The organism is Bacillus sp. CECT 9360 (genome assembly GCF_918741275.1).
Lineage (GTDB): Bacteria > Bacillota > Bacilli > Bacillales > DSM-1321 > Peribacillus.
The window spans coordinates 1-17,699 of the sequence record NZ_CAKKNA010000021.1 but is presented as its reverse complement, the minus strand read 5'-3'; the positions used below and the strand labels follow the sequence as shown (position 1 = coordinate 17,699).

Below are 17,699 nucleotides of genomic sequence, written 5' to 3'. Positions count from 1 at the left end.
ATATAAGCATTGTGATCAGCATGAGCAGTAATTGACTATATCGATAACCAGTTCACCTGAGCTAAAAGCGTTAGCTTTTGTTCATCATTTGGGTTTGCGCTTTTTCAATCGCAAGCCTCACCATGTTTCCAGCATCACGCGCCCGTATGCCTCCCCAGCCTTCTTTTTGGACTACATCGTAAAAACCGAGCTCTTTTGCCAGTTCTTCTTTAAATTCATCTGACATAATACCTCTTCTTCTGCCCAAATAGAACAACCCCTTTCACATGCTGACACAATATTAGTTTGTCTACTTTCGATGTTTTCATTTGCCCCTTTTTTACCCTTTTTTGTCTCGAAATAAAGACGTATTCTTGGCAAATTAAAAAGCAGCAAACATAGTTTACTGCTTTGCAGAGACTTACACCTCTTGCTGCTGATTCAAAAATGTTAATTCTACAGTTTCCGTTAATACATCCGCATAGCTGTATGAAACTCTTTCAAACGCGTTCTCATCTTGGTCGAGCTCAATAACAAATACAGACGGATAAGTTTCCGATAACGTCCCAAAACGTTCAATGGTTTTTCTTCTTCCGCCGTTCGCTTTTAAAAGCAATCGATTTCCTAGGTTGGAGTCCAGTGCTTTTTTTATATCAGCTAAAGTTTTTGGCATTTCGATCCACCTCACTGAGTGTAGTATATCACAATCTTCCACCTGAAGTCAAATAAAAATATTAAATTATATCAGCACTTAAATTTGTTTGTCAATGGTTTTTAACGTAAATTTTGCCGATTTACAAAATTTTATTCCTAAACTGACTCGCATATAGTATAAAGCTTAAGTCAAAAAATATGTACAGAAAGTAAAATTTGCTTATTCCTATAAATGAGAACAGGCTGCATGATCTATCCATGCAGCTCTCAATCCTCTTTTGACATACGATAAGGCAATCCCGTTCGGAGGACTCCTTTTGTATCAATCCCGCCCAGACCCTTTTCACCAGTTAACGTATTTCTCAGAATATCCCAAACATGAATATAATCCCTAAATGAGGTGAAGCTTACTTTCGCCACAATATAAACAGGATCAAGTGCATGTATATTCACTCTCTCGGGAGAACTCGCAAAATTTGCGCCAGCCTGGATAAGTGATTCAAAATGTGATTGGCAAGCTCCCGCAAAAATGATTAATTGGTCCAGGCTTGGAACTTTTTTTCTCGCTTCCTGAACGGTTTCTGCAAATTGTCTTGAATGTCGATATGCATTTAAATCCTTTATTGCCCCTTTTGATTTTGAATACGAATCATGTCCGGTAATCACCAAAATATCCGGTCGGTAATGCTCAAGAAACTTGCCAATTTGTTCAGGCATCTCTTTTTCATTGCAATATATTCCCTTCACCGGGATCCCGATTTTTTCATATAGACTAAGGCATTTTTTCAGATAAGAAGGGTCTCCATCAATATGAAGCACTCTGCCGGGAATTTGAAAGTAATCCCCGGAATACCGATAACCATCACTGGACAGGTATTCGCTTTTTTGTTGCAATAATTCTTTATCCTGGGCAAAAAGGCGATATGATTGTTCAAGAAGCGCTTCGTTTGTTTTTTGGCGGATACTTCTTTCTTCTCCATTAATCGGAACTAAATCTTCAAATGGAGCATCGGCAATTAAACGGATGTCCTCCCCGTAAAGTATCGCTTCCTGTTTACCCTGAATGACCCTGATATCTATAATACGAAATAAAACATCACATTCGTACGATTTCCGTCCGACTATATCATTGACTTGTAATTTCATGAACTCACCTCTGGACAAGATACCCAATTAACAGCCCTGTCAGAATAATTAACTCATGATAGGCTATGCATCCATTAATAAAATGGTGATGAGTCTAAAGAAAACTTGTCGATTGACGAGCCGTAAGGCGGAGATTAAACTTAGTTGCTCTTATGCAGAAAGGAAAGCAGAGGCATCTACAAGTATGGAACATGGATTAACACCTGCCACATCGTGTCCAAACCTTGAGACCCTTTACAACAGCTAAAAATCTCGCCTATGCTAAACTAAAACTATTTTTCCGCCTTGAAGTGATGCAATAAGGCATTGCTAAGCTTGCCGAATTCACCAATTGAAAGCGTCTCCCCTCTTCTGGTAGGGTCGATACCTGTTTGTTCAAGGGCTTCCAGAATACGCTCCTTTTTTTCTTTTCCATCCGGAAGCTGGCTTGTTAAGTTATTGAGAATCGTTTTACGCCGCTGGGCGAAACTGGACCTTGTCACAACGAAAAAGAAATCTTCATCCATCACTTCCACGGGTGGCTTTTCGCGCCTGATCAGCCTGATTACAGCAGAATCGACATTTGGCTGCGGGACGAATACCGACTTAGGCACAATCATTACTGTTTCTGCTTCTGTATAGTATTGAATGGCAATCGACAACGACCCGTATTCTTTTGTACCAGGGTTAGCGGCGATTCGGTCCGCCACTTCTTTTTGCAGCATGACAACGATCCCGCGTATAGGTAAGTTGTCTGTGAGCAGCTTTAATATAATCGGTGTTGTCACATAGTATGGAAGATTTGCGACCACCATCAGATCCTCAACACCTTGGAACTCTTCATTAATCACTTGGGCAACATCTGCTTTTAAAATATCCTGGTGAATGATTTGAATATTATCGTATGGGGAAAGGGTCTCCTTTAAAATCGGAAGCAGTCTCTGGTCAATTTCAAAAGCCACTACTTTTTTGCTTCTCTTTGCCAGTTGTTCCGTTAACGCCCCGATTCCCGGTCCGATTTCAATTGCGCCACTGCACTCGCTCAGTTCTGCATGATCCACGATTCTGTTTAAGATATTGGTATCAATGAGGAAGTTTTGACCTAACCTTTTCTTAAAGGAAAAACCATACTTTTCCAGTATTCCTTTTGTTCTGACGGGGGTTGCAATGTCCTTATGCATGTCCTTCCTCCTGTTTAATCTGCTTCAATGCTTGATTAAAAGTCTCTTTTGAAATTTGAAACATCATCAGTCGTTTATGCAGCTGCTTGCCATTGGTAAAACCAATTTTCAAGATCAGGCCGAGTTTTTCCCTTTTCTCTTTTGCGCCCGATCCGCCAATGAGGCCGGCTTCGAAAAGGTCCTGTTGGGTAATTTCTTCTTTTGCTTCCTCATCCATGATCTGGGCTTCTTTTAATGCAGCCCGGATTGCCTCAGGTGAGGCATGTTCCACTCCAATTCCTCTCCCGGATTTTGGAAGAGCCTCTTGTTTGGAGATAAAAGCATGCTTACAGCCATTCACCTGCTCGGCAATGGTATTCCTTATCTTTTGTCCCGGATAATCAGGATCAGTAAAAATAATCACTCCACGTGTTTTCTGGGCAAGCCTAACTTGTTCGATCACGGCTTCATTAATGGCTGATCCGTTTGTTTCAATAGTATCAGCATCAACGGCTCTTTTTATCGCGACTGTATCATCCTTGCCTTCAACCACAATAATTTCTTTTAATTTCTTCATTATTTCCTCCTGCAGCACGAAACATTTCCGTACATTACACCGTTATATAAGTATATTGGCGCTTCCGCTTAGGCCCACACGATGTGGGTCATGAAGGCGTCGCCACACGATGTGGCGAATTTAGCCTTCGATCCTCTTGATAAAAGAATCAATTTCTAAATTTTAAATTGTCTAGCTACAGCGCCCAGCCGCTCGGACTTGCACAGGATGTGCTGACCTCGACCTAAGACATAAGGACGTGGCAGGTTGTAGCCGAGAATCCGCTATCGCCAAACCACTGTAGTGGCGGAGAACTGCCTCCTGCGCGGTTCGTCTTATGCCTGTCGCACTTGCCCAGGATGGGCTGGCGTCGATGTTCGCCACATGGACGTGGCGGCTCTTAGTCGACGTTCATTTCTTATTATAACGTAAAAAAGCAGAAGGTATAAAACCCTCTGCCGTAGGATTACTTAGTTTAAGACGCGAATTTTAACCCTTTTGACTCCCCAGCGGTATGCATCAGACTTGGAAGGGATAAATACGTCGATTTTGTTGCCTTTGATTGCGCCTCCCGTGTCACCGGCTATGGCATAGCCATATCCTTCAACATAAACCTTGGAGCCAAGCGGGATCACTCTTGGATCCACAGCAATCACTTTTGCTCCCGGATTCTTTTTTAGATTGATGCCTGTCGCCGTTGTCCCGGAACAGCCGTTACAGCTGGCCGTGTAAGCTGTTGATGATACATAGAATTCCCTGCCGCCTTGTTCTCCCCGGGAAACTTGGGCTACAAAGCTCTTTGTACCAACTGCTACTACTTTATCTGTTTGCTTTTTAATAAGATTTTCTGAAATTAAGCTTCTTTTAATTTCTTTACCGTTCTCTTTTATGATTTCGTATTGTCTGGAAATTAGTCCGGTTTTGCCCTCATTGAGCACTGTTTCTCTTCCTTTTATCAAACTGGCGTCTTTTTTTGTAATGACTCCGAAGTCCACTGGTTCTTCCACTACATCGGTGACTTTTTCTACTCGTATGACATTTACAAGGTTGTCTGTTTCAACTTTTTCCCCTAAACCTGGTTCAACCCGGTCTAATGTATTAAGCTTTACATCTTGTTTCTTTAAAAAGTCAGCGACCGTAGTCGAAGTTGACCAAACCTGCTTTTCGACCCCGCCTACTGCTAGCTTTAGCGGAAAGGCCTTTTCGATTGCAACTACCATCTCGCTTCGAAGTTTCGTATCCAGGGAAGGGTTTACCTTATCATTCCCGGTTACTTTAAGCTTTTGTTCTTTCAACAGTTCTTCAACAGTGTCAGCTCTTGAAAAGACTTTTTTCTTTTTGCCGTCCTCAAGTATGCCAACTTCGTGAGATGGATCCCAAACCACCTCCATGTTTTCCTTCACTTTGTTATTTCCCGAGGGGTATAAGTAATCTTGAGCCTTAACGTTAATCTCTAATTCTTTGAAAATATCATCGATGGTAGCCGCATGCGTTCTCACTACCTTTTTTTCCCCATCTAAAGTAAGTGCTACTGTTTGTTTTGTTCCAAAATAGAACAACAATCCAAGTGTAGCAACAGCTAGTGCAGCACTACTGATTACAATGACCAGCTTCTTTTTCCCAAAAGATTTGGGGATCAGGTTTTTCATAGGTATTGATAAAATGAAAAACTCCTCCTTCCTCTCGGTGATAGATTATATAGACATTGTTACAGAACTGTCAATCAATTCACATTTACCCCGGAAAACATCTCTTATTATGCATACAATCTCTTAAATTGAAAAGGGTGACATATCGACATTATTATTCAAAGAAATAACTGATTTTTGTAGAACCTTTGAGAAATTAGTTTCTTTTCGACAAAGTTACTGGCATATCGACAGCGATTACTGTCAAATGATGCCGAATAATTTTTTGGCATTTCTTTCCGTCACTTCTGCTACTTCTTCTAAAGTTACATTTTTAATCTCCGCAATCTGTTCGGCTACTAATTTTACAAAGGATGGTTCGTTTCTTTTTCCCCGATGTGGATGTGGTGCAAGATAGGGACAGTCTGTTTCGATTAATAGGTGATCAAGTGGTATTTCCAGAGCGACTTCCTTAGGCTTTTTGGCATTTTTAAATGTAACGGGACCTCCAAGAGATATGTAAAAATTCATTTCTACACATTCTAATGCCGTTTCTACGCTTCCACTAAAGCAATGCATGATTCCGCCAACTTCCGCAGCGTTCTCTTCTTTCAAAATCTCTACTATATCGGCAGTAGCCTCTCGATTATGAATAATGATAGGCAGCTTTACTTTTTTTGCAAGCCTGATTTGTTTTCGAAAAACCTCCTTTTGAATTTCTTTTGGGGACTTATCCCAATGATAGTCCAAGCCCATTTCTCCAATGGCAACGACTTTTGGATGCCGGGAGAGCTCTTCAATCCACTGCAGATCTTCATCGTTCATATCGATAGCATCAACAGGATGCCAGCCGACACTCGCATACATAAACTCATATTGCTCCACAAGCTCCATCGCACGTAAGATCGTGGGGCGATCAAAGCCCACGACCACCACATTTGAAACTCCCGTGGTTTTAGCTCTCTCGATGACTTCTTCTAAATCTTCCTGAAATTGTTCTGCATTCAAATGTACATGTGTATCAAATAACATGATTTTCGCCCTTTCTAGCAATAATGTATTATCCAATAGAAGTTTTCATGTTTCACATTTAGGTAACAAATATATTACAGAGAATATAATCCCTTAATTTCCAGTGAAATGGGTTCCTTTATTCTACAGATGAAATAGAATTTTGAAAAATAATTTGCCTGTATGCTCCTTTCAACTAATAACATCCTCTATGTAACATTATCTGGCAATAGAATTATCTTATTCAGCAAGCAAAAAAATAACACAAAAACGTTCCATGTGGAACATTTTTATGTTATTGAGGAAAAACTTTATTTCTCTTTTTATTTTACTCGTGAACCATTTGGCAGTGATGCGTCAACAGTAGCTACCGACAATTCCCCTTCTGAGCTCCCCGCCAGAATCATGCCTTGCGATAACTCCCCGCGAAGTTTTACAGGTTTTAAGTTCGTTACACAAATCACTTTTTTTCCTACTAACTCTTCTGGCTTATAGTACTGCGCGATTCCAGAGACTACTTGTCTTTTTTCATAACCCAAGTCCAATTGAAGCTTAAGAAGCTTGTCAGCTTTTTTCACCGGTTCTACTTCAAGAACCTGAGCCACCCGCAATTCAACCTTCATGAAATCATCAATTGTAATTTCCTCGACCTCTTGAACTTCTTCGATCTTTCCTTTTTCTTTCAATTCTTCTTCTTTCGGTTTTCCGCCCTGCATTTGTTCTTTAATGTATTGAATTTCTTCAGCCATCTCTAAACGAGGGAAAATCGGACTTCCTTTTACTACTTTCGTTCCACTGGCGATTTGGCCGAACTTTTCCAGACTGTCCCACGATTTCAACGTTTCCTCAGTAATGTTCAGCTGTTCAAAGATCTTTCCTGGGGTTTTTGTCAGGAAAGGCTGCAAGAGAATGGCAATCCTTCTTAAGGATTCAGTTAAATGGTACATCACGCTTCCAAGTTTTTCGCGATTGGCTTCATCTTTGGCAAGTGTCCATGGCTGAGTTTCATCGATATATTTATTCGTTCTGCTAATAAGCTGCCACACAGTCGTCAAGGCAACTGAAAACTCCATATTTTCCATCGCTTCTTCATATTTGGTCACTGTTTCTTGATTCTTTTCAAACAGTGGTTTTTCAAACTCGCCTTCCGACCCTTTATAATCAGGGATTGTTCCGTCATAATATTTATCAACCATCGCCACAGTACGGTTCAGCAGGTTTCCAAGATCATTTGCCAGATCAAAATTAATGCGTTCCACGAAGCCTTCCGGGGTGAAAACTCCATCTGATCCGAATGGAACTTCCCGAAGAAGGTAATAACGAAGCTCGTCAAGACCATATCTGTCGATCAGTGTAAGCGGATTAACTACATTGCCTTTTGATTTCGACATTTTCCCGTCTTTCATTAGCAGCCAACCATGGGCAAACACTTTTTTCGGTAGCGGTAAATCTAAAGCCATTAGCATAATTGGCCAATAGATTGTATGAAAACGAACAATTTCTTTACTCATAAGATGAACATCGGCCGGCCAATAGTTTAAATACTTGGAATCATCATCCGTGCCGTAACCCAACGCTGTAATATAGTTGGATAGGGCATCAATCCATACATAAATAACATGCTTGGGATCACCAGGAACTTTAATGCCCCAATCAAACGTAGTCCTTGAAACGGCAAGATCCTCCAAGCCCGGTTTAATAAAATTATTGATCATTTCATTTTTGCGGGTCTCCGGCTGAATGAATCCTGGATTCTCTTTATAATACTGAAGCAGGCGGTCGGCATACTTGCTCATCCTGAAGAAATAGGAATCCTCCTTCACAAGCTCTACCGGATGACCGCTATCCGGACTTTTACCGCCGACAATTTTTCCATTTTCGATGACAGTGTCAACCAATTGGGTTTCCGTATAATAGGTTTCGTCCGAAACGGAATACCAGCCTTCATATTGATCCAGATAGATATCTCCTTGATCTAACAATTGTTTAAATAATTTTTCGACAACTATTGTATGGCGCTTCTCCGTTGTCCGGATAAAGTCATCAACAGAAATGTCCATTTTACTCCAAAGTTTCTTAATTCCCGAAACAATGTTATCAACATATTCCTGCGGAGTAATCCCCGCCTCTTCAGCCTTTCGCTGAATCTTTTGACCGTGCTCATCCGTTCCTGTCAGATACATGACATCGAAGCCTCTCAGCCGTTTATACCGAGCCATGGCATCACCGGCTACCGTTGTATAAGCATGTCCAATATGTAAATTTCCACTCGGATAATAAATCGGAGTCGTAATATAAAATGTTTTTAATTTACCTTTCATTAGGTTCCCTCCCAGTTTTTTCCCGCAATTTATTTAAATGTGAATGTGCAATCAAAAGTTAAAAAACTCACGCCCTAGGCGAGAGCTAAACAGAAAACAGCTAGTAAAAAGTCACAAAATTATTAGCCAGTTTTATAGGTATGCCGATCGGGTCTATTATGTCATCATTACCTCTTCTATCAACAAAATATACCTAAAATTTTAAAAATGTGCAACCAGAATAAGCCTTTAAGAACGAAAATGAAAAATGTCATAAAGTTGTAAGACTAATTGTTTGTAAATAAATCCCATGCATCTTATAATATAATCACGGTATCGCTATCAAGAGCAACGATCAATATTCATCTGCTCCTCTTGACTTATAATCCCTTCTCATTCCGCATTACGATAGTTAGTTTTTCAGATCGTGTCGATTTATGTCGAATCAAAAAAATTATCTTATTATAGTATAATTTTTATTGCAATAAATATAATCTTCTTTTTGCTTATTTATTCTACCATTTACAGTCAACGGCTGCTGCAAACCTTGATTTAATACTATAAAAGTTAATTTGAAGAAACTAGGAAATATTTATTTATTGACGCATTTGGGAATGGCTGGTATTATTGTTTTTAGGAGAAATTTGTCGAATAATGACGAAAAAAGATAAAAAGATATGGGTGCTAGATTTGAGAGGAGAAATTAAAAAATGAAATCTACTGGTATTGTTCGTAAGGTTGATGAATTAGGACGTGTGGTCATTCCAATTGAATTACGCCGCACATTGGGTATTGCTGAAAAGGATGCTCTCGAAATTTATGTTGACGATGAGCGCATCATTTTGAAAAAATACAAGCCAAACATGATTTGCCAGGTAACTGGCGAAGTATCTGATAATAACTTTTCATTTGCTGGCGGAAAACTAGTCCTTAGCCGTGAAGGAGCAGAGCAGCTTCTTAAAGAAATTCAAGATAATTTCCAACCTGCTAAATAATATGGAAGGCTTCCTTTTTTGGAAGCCTTTTTTAATTGATTGAATGGGAAAGAATAGCCCTTTTTCATGACTAGTACCGACATGACCACCTATCTTACATGAAAAGCCTGATAAACCTCTCTTTTTTGGATGCCTCGATCTTTTGCGACTTGTTTAATCGCTTCTTTTGAACTGAGGTCTTGCTCAACTATATAATGATCAACATGGGTAGCAAGTTCCATATCATCCCACCAGTTTTCTTCTTGGATTTCTTCACGTATTTCCGATCCTTCTATAATAAGGCAAAACTCGCCTCTAATTTCGGTTTCAGATGCCCAACTAATCACTTCGGTTATGGTTCCGCGAATAAATTCCTCAAACTTCTTAGTTAGCTCTCTGCACAAGACGATTTGCCGGTCTCCTACAATCTCTAGCATCGCTTTTAACGTTTCTTTTAATCGATGTGGAGATTCATATAGGATCCATGTCGAATTGATTCGTTTAAGTGTTTCAAGCTCCCGCTTCTTTTCTTTTGTATTTCGTGAAAGAAAACCGTAAAAATAAAAAGGTTGTGGAGAAAGTCCTGACGAAATAAGTGCCGTTAATGCCGCATTGGCACCCGGCAAAGGGATGACTGCAATCTTTTCCGCTAATGCTTCCTTAACGAGCTCAAAGCCTGGGTCAGAAATCGTCGGCATACCCGCATCACTGACTAAAGCAACCGTCTGTCCGGATAAAAGGCGATCCACAATCAGTTTTCCGCTCGACTGCTTATTATGCTCATGATAGCTGATCACTTGGGTTTCGATTTCAAAATAATTGCAAAGCTTTTTCGTATTCCGCGTATCTTCCGCGGCAATCACATCAGCCTCTTTTAAAATCCTTATTGCCCGAAAGCTCATATCCTCAAGATTCCCGATCGGTGTAGGAACTAAATACAAGGCCGGCTTCTCGCCTTCGTTTTCAAAGCTTTTCTGCTGCCACATCTGATGTATCCGCCTCCTTTTCAATGAAATTTTCTTTTTCTTTTTTTCCCAATTGTTTAAATCTATATTCCGCCTGCATCGCCTCTGTCTTTGTTCTAAATCCATCTTGATAAACAAGCTCGACGGGTCCTCTCCCCCGTGTATACTTGGCGCCTTTGCCCTCGTTATGCTGCTTTATCCGTTTTTCCAAATTATTTGTATAACCTGCGTACAGGCTTTCGTCCTTGCATCTTAGTACATAAAAAAAATGCTCATTCTTCTCCATATAAAATCCTTCTGATTTCCGGGTTATATTCATGTTTATCGTTGTAGACAACAAGCGGCGGCAGGATCTTTAAGTCAGGGCTGCCATCTTTAATGCCCTCTACCAGAATGGCATTCGCTTCTTTTCCCTCTTTTGGATAAACAAATTGCAGACGTTTCGGCTCCAATCGGTATTCTCTCATCAAACTTAAAATATCCATCAATCGCCCGGGTCTATGTACAAAAGCAGCCTTTCCGCCCTGACGCAATAATTGGCTGCTCACGCGAACGACATCTTCAAGCGTACAAAGAATTTCGTGTCTCGCAATCGCATAATGTTCATTTTGATTAATTTCCTCATCTGAAGGTGTCGAAAAATAGGGAGGATTGCATGTCACGACATCAAATTTGCTATACCCAATTTCGGTTGGGAGATCCTTTATATCGCCGTGAACCATGTTAATCTGTTCAGAAAGCTGATTAAATTCCACACTGCGCTTGGCCATCTCAAAAAGCCTTTCCTGGATTTCAACCCCGGTGATCTTCCCTTTCGTCCGGGTACTCAATAATAATGGGATGACTCCATTCCCCGCACATAAATCGATGAGATGGCCTTTTTGAATGGGTACTCGTACAAATTTTGAAAGCAATACCGCATCCAATGAAAACGAAAATACCGACGGACTTTGGATAATGCGGAGCCTTTCCGCCAGCAAATAATCCAGGCGTTCATCTCCCTTTAGTTCAAGCACGCTAATCCTCCTCTAGCAATAACCCTTTAAAAAAGGGCTGACTCATAAGTGAAGATGTCTGACTCCTTATCATAATATATAAATTCTATATCATGTATAGGAGTCAGAACCCTTCCGAGTCATCCCCTGAATTTATTTTTTATTTAAAAATGATAGACAGAACAGGCAATCGCCTTCTTTTCTAAGACTCCCAAAATGAAGATTGCAAATATGGAAACCTTCCTGATACAGGCGGGCCAAATTATCATAGCCTTCCCCGATATCATTGGAGGGTTGCCGGTTCTTTGATTTCTTTGAACTTGTTTTTGAGTAGCCTTTGTTCTCAACATGGTTCAACCTTTTTCGCAGATGCTCATTTTCAAGCTTTAGCGAATGATTTTCTTCCAGGATCTCCTCCAAAGACTGCTTTAATTCTCCAAGTTGGGTAGTGAAATTGCCAATTTGGGTTTCCATGCTAGTAACCGAATCAAAAATTTCTTTCTTGTCCACGCTCTCCCACCACCTTAATAATCTGTGGCTTGAATAGAAACGGCTCCCTCTTTTAGAATTTCATCTAAAGTATACTCTAATACTCTTTCTTGATCGGTTAATTCCACCTGAAGTACTCGTTCTAGAATATTAAGCCCTACTACCTTGCCTTTTCCGTTAGGGGTATCTATCATTTCTCCTAAGTCAGGAAGCATTTCCTTCGCGCTTTCGTACTCATCATTTTCATATTTTAAACAGCACATTAATCGGCCGCATAATCCCGATATTTTCGTAGGGTTCAGCGATAAATTCTGATCTTTTGCCATTTTAATCGATACGGGCTCAAAATCACCAAGGAATGTCGAGCAGCATAGCATTCTGCCGCAAGGCCCAATTCCTCCGAGCATTTTCGCCTCATCGCGGACACCGATCTGGCGCAATTCGATCCGGGTACGGAAAATGGCAGCAAGATCCTTAACTAAATCACGAAAATCCACGCGCCCGTCCGCTGTAAAATAAAAAACGACTTTATTTCTGTCAAACGTATATTCCACATCAACCAGCTTCATATCTAGCTGATGTTCTTCGACCTTTTTATCGCAAGTTTCATATGCCTCAGCTGCAGCAGTTTTATTTTCTTCGACAATCATTCTATCTTTGGCATCCGCGATCCGAAGCACTTTCTTCAAGGGCAGTACAACATCGTTTTGATCTACCTGTTTCCGGCTCGTTACAGCCTTGCCGAACTCTACTCCGCGAACCGTTTCGACGATGACGAACTCATCTTTTGAAATCACAAGATCGCCAGGGTCAAAGTAATATATTTTTCCCGCTTTTTTAAAACGGACGCCTACAACATCATACAAAAGATGATCCCTCCTGCAAATTCAGCACGAGCTGTTCCATCAACAACTGTGGATTTGTATTGGACATCAGCTTCCTCTTCGCTTCCAAAATATGGCCCATCTTGTCTGCCAGGCGCCTCTGGGAAATCTGGAGAGCGTGAGATTCAAATTCTCCCTGTTTATTTTGAAATATGACCTGATTCCGCTTGTCCAACTGAATGTATAGTAAATCTTTATAAATTAGAAATAATAAGTCTAGACCTCTGTCCAGCTGATCTTTTTCCTTAAAGTGCAAAAACCATTCCTCTTGAAGATAAATAAGGGCCTTCATTGGATTTGCTTTTAGCACTTCATACAATTTTAACACTATTTTTTGAGCTTGTGCAAACCATTCCTCAGTACTTATCAGCAATCCTTCTTCAAAATTATGCGTAAGCCGGGAAATGACAGCGGCTGTTTGGCCATCAACACCATGTTCTATTAACTTTTTCTTTATATTTTCGGGACTCAGCGGTCTAAACGGTAATATTTGGCATCTTGATAGGATCGTGGGCAGCATGCGTTGAATTTGTTCGGTTATTAATATCGCAATCGTATCTGACTGCGGTTCTTCTAAAAATTTCAGCAAACTGTTTGCAGCTTGGACTGACATTTTATCTGCATGAACGATTGAATAGATTTTTCGATTGGATTCTACACTCTTTTTTGAGAATTCTTCTTGGAGGCTTTTGATTTGTTCTTTTTTTATCGATAGTCCTTCAGGTTCCACAATATGGACGTCAGGGTGGTTTCCGCTCGTAATTCGCTTACAATTACTGCATTCTTCACAAGGCTGATAACCGTCTAAAGGGTGCACGCATAACAAGCTTTTGGCATATGCAAGACTTGTTTCTTTCTTGCCTGTCCCTTTTTCCCCTTCAAAAATATACGCATGGGCCACCCTTTCTTTTGTAATGCTGTTTTTTAGCATCGTCATGACTTCAGGCTGTGTTTCGTTTAATTCTTTCCATGTTTTCGTCAACACAATCAACTGCCTTACGTATATAAATTAATAAGAAGTCCTTTAATTTCACCGATCTTTCCTAAAATATCAATGGAGTTACTTTCCTTTTCCATGATTTCTTCTGTCAGTTCTACAAGTTTTTCGTCAATGATTTCCACGATTTTCAGCGGTCTGCTTTGTCCGTACTCACTCCAGCTATGTGATTGCTTCAGGTCCATTCCAAAATCCACGGCTTCGCGGATAAAGCGTTTAACCAGTGATTTATATTTGGCTAAGTCCTTAAAGGTCCGGGATTTGCTAAGTCTTTCTCCCGCACCCTGGATATCGCCTAATAATCTGGTTAACGTATCAATCTGCATTTTCTGGTCCTGTTTTTGCACCAGCTGCTGGAATTTTCCGCCTCCCACCTGAATCTGTTTTGCATCCTGCTTTATTTGGTCCATTTTCAAATGAAGATCATGGTTAATTTTCATGACGTACCACCATACTTTCAATCTTAAAATTGTAAAAAGTTTTCGACTGGCAATACAAAGACGGTGGCTCCGCCAACTTCAATTTCGACCGGATAAGGGACATACGAATCAGCATTCCCTCCCATTGGAGATACCGGCGCCACCAACTGAGAGCGTGACCGGCAGTTTTCCTTAATGATCTCTAAGCATTTATCGACCCGGATATCATCCGTTCCGATCATGAAGGTGGTATTTCCTGATTTTAAAAAACCACCGGTTGTCGCAAGCTTTGTCGCCCTGAAATTGTGGTCCACCAGCTGGGTTAGAAGCCGTTGGCTATCCTTATCCTGAACTACAGCAATAATCATCTTCATCTTGATTATCCTCCGTTTCGCACAGATTATTTAAAATTGTGTTCATTCTTTTTCATTATTATAACAATTATATACCCTTAAACTACAAAATAGGCATTTTGTCATAATTAACCGGAGGGATTGAGACGACAGGTGGTTAATCTTAAGATTTCTCTAACTTTATCAAAAGCCTCGATTTAGCATCCTCCAAGACCTCTTCCAGCTCTCGGGAGGCATCGATGACAATGAATCTTTCCTTCCATTTATCAATAACCTTCAAATAGCCTTCTCTCACTTTTTCATGAAAGTTTAATTCCTCTAAATCAAGGCGGTTCACTTCCCGGTTGTCACTCTTTTTAATCCTTTTTAATCCTTGGATAGGATCAATATCGAAATAGACAGTAATATCCGGCATGACTCCACCAATGGCAAATTGGTTTATAGCGTAGACTTCATCCATCCCTAATCCCCGGGCATAGCCTTGATAAGCCAGTGAACTATCGATAAAACGGTCACACAGAACGATTTTCCCTCTTTCTAGCGCTGGGTTAATGATTTCAACCATATGTTGCCTTCTTGCCGCTGCATACAATAGCGCTTCCGTTCGTCCATCCATTTTCGTGTTTTCTTTATTTAAAATGACTTCTCTAATCTGTTCCGAAATAGAGATACCACCTGGTTCTCTCGTGAGCAATATATTATATCCTAGACCTTTGAGGGACTCTCCAAGCATTTGCAAAATCGTCGTTTTGCCTGCCCCTTCAGGCCCTTCCATTGTGATAAACAATCCGCGACTCATGTCTTAAACCTCCACGTTCTATCTATGCGGATAAGTATACACCATTCAGTTCGCCGCAGGTAGGGGTTATTCAAATACCCACATGCTCCCCGCCCCGAGCCCGTTCCCGCCATGAAACCGTGTTCCCTTGGCGCTTAACTCCTCAAGCTGGTTTATTTTCTTATCATCCATTAGCTCTCCTGCCATAATTAGTGGGACTCCGGGTGGGTAAGGGATAATCATCTCTGCTGCTATCCTGCCGCTGCTTTCCTTTAGCGCTACAAACTGCTTTGGCTTATCTACCATATCTTTATAACTTAGTTGAAGCTCCGCCATCGCGTTTTCTTTCTCATATACATCCTCCACTTTGTCTAGCGAAAATGGAGAGGGGGGTCCTAGTTCGGCTGTTGCTTCACTTACCTTTTGTACCGTTTCAGAAAAAGGATATTCCATTTCGGCCTTTAGCAGCGGAAATACGAGCAATACATTTCGTGTGTCCGCAAGCTCGGTAAATACATCCTTCTTTTCCAGCGCCTTCTGTAATTGAAAACCGGTTGCGCCCTCCTTCGATCTGATTGTTATCTTTAGTGGGTCCCCCCCGCCCCGTTGAGCTGCTTGTAAAACCTTTATACCCGGCAAACGGTCAAGCTGTTGGCGAAATTCCTTCATTTTTTCACCGAGTGCCTTTTTGTCTTTATCGGTAAAGGAAGCAAGATATGAACGGGCCAGATCGAGCGAAGCCATAATCGGATAAGAAGGACTGCTTGACTGCAGCATTTGCAAATAAAAGTGGATTTTATCAGAATCTATCAAATCACTGTTGACATGTAGATACGAGCCCATCGTCATTGCCGGTAATGTCTTATGGGCTGACTGCACCACCATATCGGCTCCTGAAGCAAGTGAAGAAGTCAAAAAAGGACTGCCCAAAATAAAATGGGCACCATGGGCTTCGTCAACAAGGACAGGAATTCCTTTCTCGTGGGCCTTTTCCGTGATCGCTGAAATATCATTTCCTAATCCATAATAATTCGGATAAGTCAGGATAATGGCTTTTGTGTCAGGATACTTCGACAATGCTTCTGCAATCAAAGAACTGTCTATACCGCCAGCCACTTCCCACTCACCGTCTAAGACAGGTGAAAGGAATACCGGCTTTACATTGGCCAGCATTAAACCGTGCAGTATCGATTTATGGCAATTACGCTGCACTAAAACGGTATCACCCTCCCGGCAAGCTGCCAAAATCATCGCCAGGTTTCCAACCGTTGAGCCATTGACTAGAAAATAACTCTCTTGCGCCTTATATAGCTCAGCAAGCAGCTTTTGTGCCTCAAATATCGCTCCCTGAGGCGCATGCAAATCATCAAGACCATTCAGTTCTGTTACATCAAAAGATAGAATAGATTGATATTCATGGCGTCCTTTTTCTGTAAAAACAAGGCCCCCTTTATGCCCTGGTACGTGATAGGAGATTGATTTTTTGGATTTGTGCTGTAAAAGTGCATCAAACAACGGTGTTTTTGATTGATTCATATTGATCTTCCTCTAATAAATTAATTACCTTCATTTTACCAAACCCAAAGCGTCTAAACTCAAATTTCCGAGAAAATGTTGTTATTTTTGATGATTAACAAAGAAAACTCGCTGAGAGCGAGCTTATGCAAGTGAATAAGAGGCAGCAATAAAAAAAGCTATGCTTTAGATAAAACCTGGAAGGGTCTTTATCTTTAGAAAGCAGAGCTCCTCTTTCACACACTTATGAGTATATTTCAGGGTTATTCACTTTTTTAAGCTGTTTTAAATAATACTTATATTGCGGATTATTTGTATCCGTATGAATGATGTCTCTTTCACATTCCTCACAGATAAATGCCGTATAAAGATGTATCCCCGCCAACTTAATTTCTTCACACACTACACATGTTTCTCCAACAAACTTTTTGGCCGCTGTTGAATTCAACATCTCCACCTCCATACCTGCATTCTCTCCAAAAGACCCATGTTGTATACAGTTTTCCGAATAGTTTAAGAGAATGGTTATCGCCTATAACAATGTATGTTGAATGGAGGCTTTCAGTGTATGTCTGCTGCGAAGTTTTTTGTTGCTCATCAATATTCAAGAAAAGTATTTTGTGATTGCAAACGAAACTCAGGGGGATTCAAGCGAAACTATCGTCCATTTAAGCGAAAGTCCTGGTGATTTGAACGAAACTTCCGGGCATTTACACGAAAACATCGTCCATTCAAACGAAACGCATTTTCACACGAAAAAAGACCAGCCAAATCGGCTGGTCTCTCACTTGCTTGGCGACGTCCTACTCTCACAGGACTTGCACAGGATGTGCTGACTTCTGCGTTGCCACATGGATGTGGCGGGTTTAGCAGAAGGTCCTTGACTCACCCCAACTACCATCGGCGCTCGAGCTTAA

At 40.8% G+C, this 17,699-nt stretch carries 21 protein-coding genes; 2 read left to right on the top strand and 19 right to left on the bottom strand.

All coding sequences use genetic code 11. The features are described 5' to 3' along the window. Nucleotides 1–70: 70 nt before the first annotated feature. The 8 genes from LQ216_RS19080 to metG all read right to left on the bottom strand — a co-directional run bounded on the left by LQ216_RS19080 (nucleotide 71) and on the right by metG (nucleotide 8,434). Complete coding sequence (locus LQ216_RS19080; protein WP_117308352.1) at nucleotides 71–247, bottom strand: small, acid-soluble spore protein, alpha/beta type; 177 nt, start codon at nucleotides 245–247, stop codon at nucleotides 71–73. 153 nt (nucleotides 248–400) lie between these two features. After that, nucleotides 401–652, bottom strand: a complete 252-nt coding sequence (gene veg, locus LQ216_RS19075; protein ID WP_230131134.1) for a biofilm formation stimulator Veg — start codon at nucleotides 650–652, stop codon at nucleotides 401–403. Nucleotides 653–900: 248 nt separating this feature from the next. Then, the gene (gene yabG / locus LQ216_RS19070) at nucleotides 901–1,779 is read right to left on the bottom strand and encodes a sporulation peptidase YabG (protein WP_230131132.1); all 879 of its coding nucleotides are present in this window, start codon (nucleotides 1,777–1,779) and stop codon (nucleotides 901–903) included. 272 nt (nucleotides 1,780–2,051) lie between these two features. Then, nucleotides 2,052–2,939 carry a 16S rRNA (adenine(1518)-N(6)/adenine(1519)-N(6))-dimethyltransferase RsmA gene (gene rsmA, locus LQ216_RS19065; protein ID WP_230131130.1) on the bottom strand — a complete coding sequence of 296 codons (888 nt, stop codon included), beginning with the start codon at nucleotides 2,937–2,939 and terminating at the stop codon, nucleotides 2,052–2,054. Next, the gene (gene rnmV, locus LQ216_RS19060; RefSeq protein WP_230131128.1) at nucleotides 2,932–3,495 is read right to left on the bottom strand and encodes a ribonuclease M5; all 564 of its coding nucleotides are present in this window, start codon (nucleotides 3,493–3,495) and stop codon (nucleotides 2,932–2,934) included. Before rnmV ends, rsmA begins: the two co-directional genes overlap by 8 nt. Nucleotides 3,496–3,944: 449 nt before the next feature. Continuing rightward, complete coding sequence (locus LQ216_RS19055) at nucleotides 3,945–5,123, bottom strand: G5 and 3D domain-containing protein (RefSeq protein WP_230131126.1); 1,179 nt, start codon at nucleotides 5,121–5,123, stop codon at nucleotides 3,945–3,947. Between the two features lie 243 nt (nucleotides 5,124–5,366). Then, nucleotides 5,367–6,134, bottom strand: coding sequence for a TatD family hydrolase (locus tag LQ216_RS19050; protein ID WP_230131124.1), 768 nt, complete (start codon nucleotides 6,132–6,134; stop codon nucleotides 5,367–5,369). A 302-nt stretch (nucleotides 6,135–6,436) separates the two neighbouring features. Further along, complete coding sequence (gene metG, locus LQ216_RS19045; protein ID WP_230131122.1) at nucleotides 6,437–8,434, bottom strand: methionine--tRNA ligase; 1,998 nt, start codon at nucleotides 8,432–8,434, stop codon at nucleotides 6,437–6,439. A 689-nt stretch (nucleotides 8,435–9,123) separates the two neighbouring features. Here metG and LQ216_RS19040 point away from each other — a divergent pair. Next, nucleotides 9,124–9,408 carry an AbrB/MazE/SpoVT family DNA-binding domain-containing protein gene (locus LQ216_RS19040; RefSeq protein WP_230131120.1) on the top strand — a complete coding sequence of 95 codons (285 nt, stop codon included), beginning with the start codon at nucleotides 9,124–9,126 and terminating at the stop codon, nucleotides 9,406–9,408. A gap of 89 nt (nucleotides 9,409–9,497) precedes the next feature. Here LQ216_RS19040 and rsmI read toward each other — a convergent pair whose 3' ends face one another. The 11 genes from rsmI to LQ216_RS18985 form a co-directional block, all read right to left on the bottom strand. Then, nucleotides 9,498–10,373 carry a 16S rRNA (cytidine(1402)-2'-O)-methyltransferase gene (gene rsmI / locus LQ216_RS19035; protein WP_230131118.1) on the bottom strand — a complete coding sequence of 292 codons (876 nt, stop codon included), beginning with the start codon at nucleotides 10,371–10,373 and terminating at the stop codon, nucleotides 9,498–9,500. After that, nucleotides 10,351–10,638, bottom strand: coding sequence for a GIY-YIG nuclease family protein (locus LQ216_RS19030; RefSeq protein ID WP_230131116.1), 288 nt, complete (start codon nucleotides 10,636–10,638; stop codon nucleotides 10,351–10,353). Before LQ216_RS19030 ends, rsmI begins: the two co-directional genes overlap by 23 nt. Then, a complete protein-coding gene (locus LQ216_RS19025; RefSeq protein WP_230131115.1) occupies nucleotides 10,625–11,368 on the bottom strand; it encodes a tRNA1(Val) (adenine(37)-N6)-methyltransferase in 744 nt (247 codons plus the stop codon). The genes LQ216_RS19030 and LQ216_RS19025 overlap by 14 nt, the downstream gene beginning before the upstream one ends. A gap of 132 nt (nucleotides 11,369–11,500) precedes the next feature. Next, nucleotides 11,501–11,857 (bottom strand): DNA replication initiation control protein YabA, encoded by a 357-nt coding sequence (gene yabA / locus LQ216_RS19020; protein WP_230131113.1) that lies wholly within the window; start codon nucleotides 11,855–11,857, stop codon nucleotides 11,501–11,503. A 14-nt stretch (nucleotides 11,858–11,871) separates the two neighbouring features. Next, nucleotides 11,872–12,702 (bottom strand): stage 0 sporulation family protein, encoded by an 831-nt coding sequence (locus LQ216_RS19015; protein ID WP_230131111.1) that lies wholly within the window; start codon nucleotides 12,700–12,702, stop codon nucleotides 11,872–11,874. After that, nucleotides 12,695–13,702: a DNA polymerase III subunit delta' gene (gene holB, locus LQ216_RS19010; RefSeq protein WP_230131109.1), complete on the bottom strand. Its 1,008-nt coding sequence runs from the start codon at nucleotides 13,700–13,702 to the stop codon at nucleotides 12,695–12,697. Before holB ends, LQ216_RS19015 begins: the two co-directional genes overlap by 8 nt. Nucleotides 13,703–13,716: 14 nt before the next feature. After that, nucleotides 13,717–14,157 (bottom strand): YaaR family protein, encoded by a 441-nt coding sequence (locus tag LQ216_RS19005; RefSeq protein WP_117308365.1) that lies wholly within the window; start codon nucleotides 14,155–14,157, stop codon nucleotides 13,717–13,719. A gap of 23 nt (nucleotides 14,158–14,180) precedes the next feature. Beyond that, nucleotides 14,181–14,510 (bottom strand): cyclic-di-AMP receptor, encoded by a 330-nt coding sequence (locus LQ216_RS19000; protein WP_117308366.1) that lies wholly within the window; start codon nucleotides 14,508–14,510, stop codon nucleotides 14,181–14,183. Nucleotides 14,511–14,652: 142 nt separating this feature from the next. Continuing rightward, a complete protein-coding gene (gene tmk, locus LQ216_RS18995) occupies nucleotides 14,653–15,288 on the bottom strand; it encodes a dTMP kinase (RefSeq protein WP_230131107.1) in 636 nt (211 codons plus the stop codon). A gap of 66 nt (nucleotides 15,289–15,354) precedes the next feature. Beyond that, on the bottom strand, nucleotides 15,355–16,803 hold the full coding sequence (locus tag LQ216_RS18990; RefSeq protein WP_230131105.1) for an aminotransferase class I/II-fold pyridoxal phosphate-dependent enzyme: 1,449 nt from the start codon (nucleotides 16,801–16,803) through the stop codon (nucleotides 15,355–15,357). A 223-nt stretch (nucleotides 16,804–17,026) separates the two neighbouring features. After that, nucleotides 17,027–17,233: a sigma factor G inhibitor Gin gene (locus LQ216_RS18985; protein WP_230131103.1), complete on the bottom strand. Its 207-nt coding sequence runs from the start codon at nucleotides 17,231–17,233 to the stop codon at nucleotides 17,027–17,029. Between the two features lie 139 nt (nucleotides 17,234–17,372). On the opposite strand from LQ216_RS18985, the gene LQ216_RS18980 reads away from it, so the two are divergent. Further along, a complete protein-coding gene (locus tag LQ216_RS18980) occupies nucleotides 17,373–17,618 on the top strand; it encodes a hypothetical protein (RefSeq protein ID WP_230131101.1) in 246 nt (81 codons plus the stop codon). Nucleotides 17,619–17,699: the final 81 nt, after the last annotated feature.

Bases quoted from the DNA above. Each gene is read 5' to 3' on its own strand.
- rsmA (WP_230131130.1), bottom strand. From the start codon at position 2,939: ATGCATAAGGACATTGCAACCCCCGTCAGAACAAAAGGAATACTGGAA.
- LQ216_RS19050 (WP_230131124.1), bottom strand. From the start codon at position 6,134: ATGTTATTTGATACACATGTACATTTGAATGCAGAACAATTTCAGGAA.
- LQ216_RS19000 (WP_117308366.1), bottom strand. From the start codon at position 14,510: ATGAAGATGATTATTGCTGTAGTTCAGGATAAGGATAGCCAACGGCTT.
- yabG (WP_230131132.1), bottom strand. From the start codon at position 1,779: ATGAAATTACAAGTCAATGATATAGTCGGACGGAAATCGTACGAATGT.
- LQ216_RS19005 (WP_117308365.1), bottom strand. From the start codon at position 14,157: ATGAAAATTAACCATGATCTTCATTTGAAAATGGACCAAATAAAGCAG.
- LQ216_RS18990 (WP_230131105.1), bottom strand. From the start codon at position 16,803: ATGAATCAATCAAAAACACCGTTGTTTGATGCACTTTTACAGCACAAA.
- LQ216_RS18985 (WP_230131103.1), bottom strand. From the start codon at position 17,233: ATGTTGAATTCAACAGCGGCCAAAAAGTTTGTTGGAGAAACATGTGTA.
- rnmV (WP_230131128.1), bottom strand. From the start codon at position 3,495: ATGAAGAAATTAAAAGAAATTATTGTGGTTGAAGGCAAGGATGATACA.
- LQ216_RS19055 (WP_230131126.1), bottom strand. From the start codon at position 5,123: ATGAAAAACCTGATCCCCAAATCTTTTGGGAAAAAGAAGCTGGTCATT.
- rsmI (WP_230131118.1), bottom strand. From the start codon at position 10,373: ATGTGGCAGCAGAAAAGCTTTGAAAACGAAGGCGAGAAGCCGGCCTTG.
- tmk (WP_230131107.1), bottom strand. From the start codon at position 15,288: ATGAGTCGCGGATTGTTTATCACAATGGAAGGGCCTGAAGGGGCAGGC.
- metG (WP_230131122.1), bottom strand. From the start codon at position 8,434: ATGAAAGGTAAATTAAAAACATTTTATATTACGACTCCGATTTATTAT.
- LQ216_RS19030 (WP_230131116.1), bottom strand. From the start codon at position 10,638: ATGGAGAAGAATGAGCATTTTTTTTATGTACTAAGATGCAAGGACGAA.
- veg (WP_230131134.1), bottom strand. From the start codon at position 652: ATGCCAAAAACTTTAGCTGATATAAAAAAAGCACTGGACTCCAACCTA.
- LQ216_RS19040 (WP_230131120.1), top strand. From the start codon at position 9,124: ATGAAATCTACTGGTATTGTTCGTAAGGTTGATGAATTAGGACGTGTG.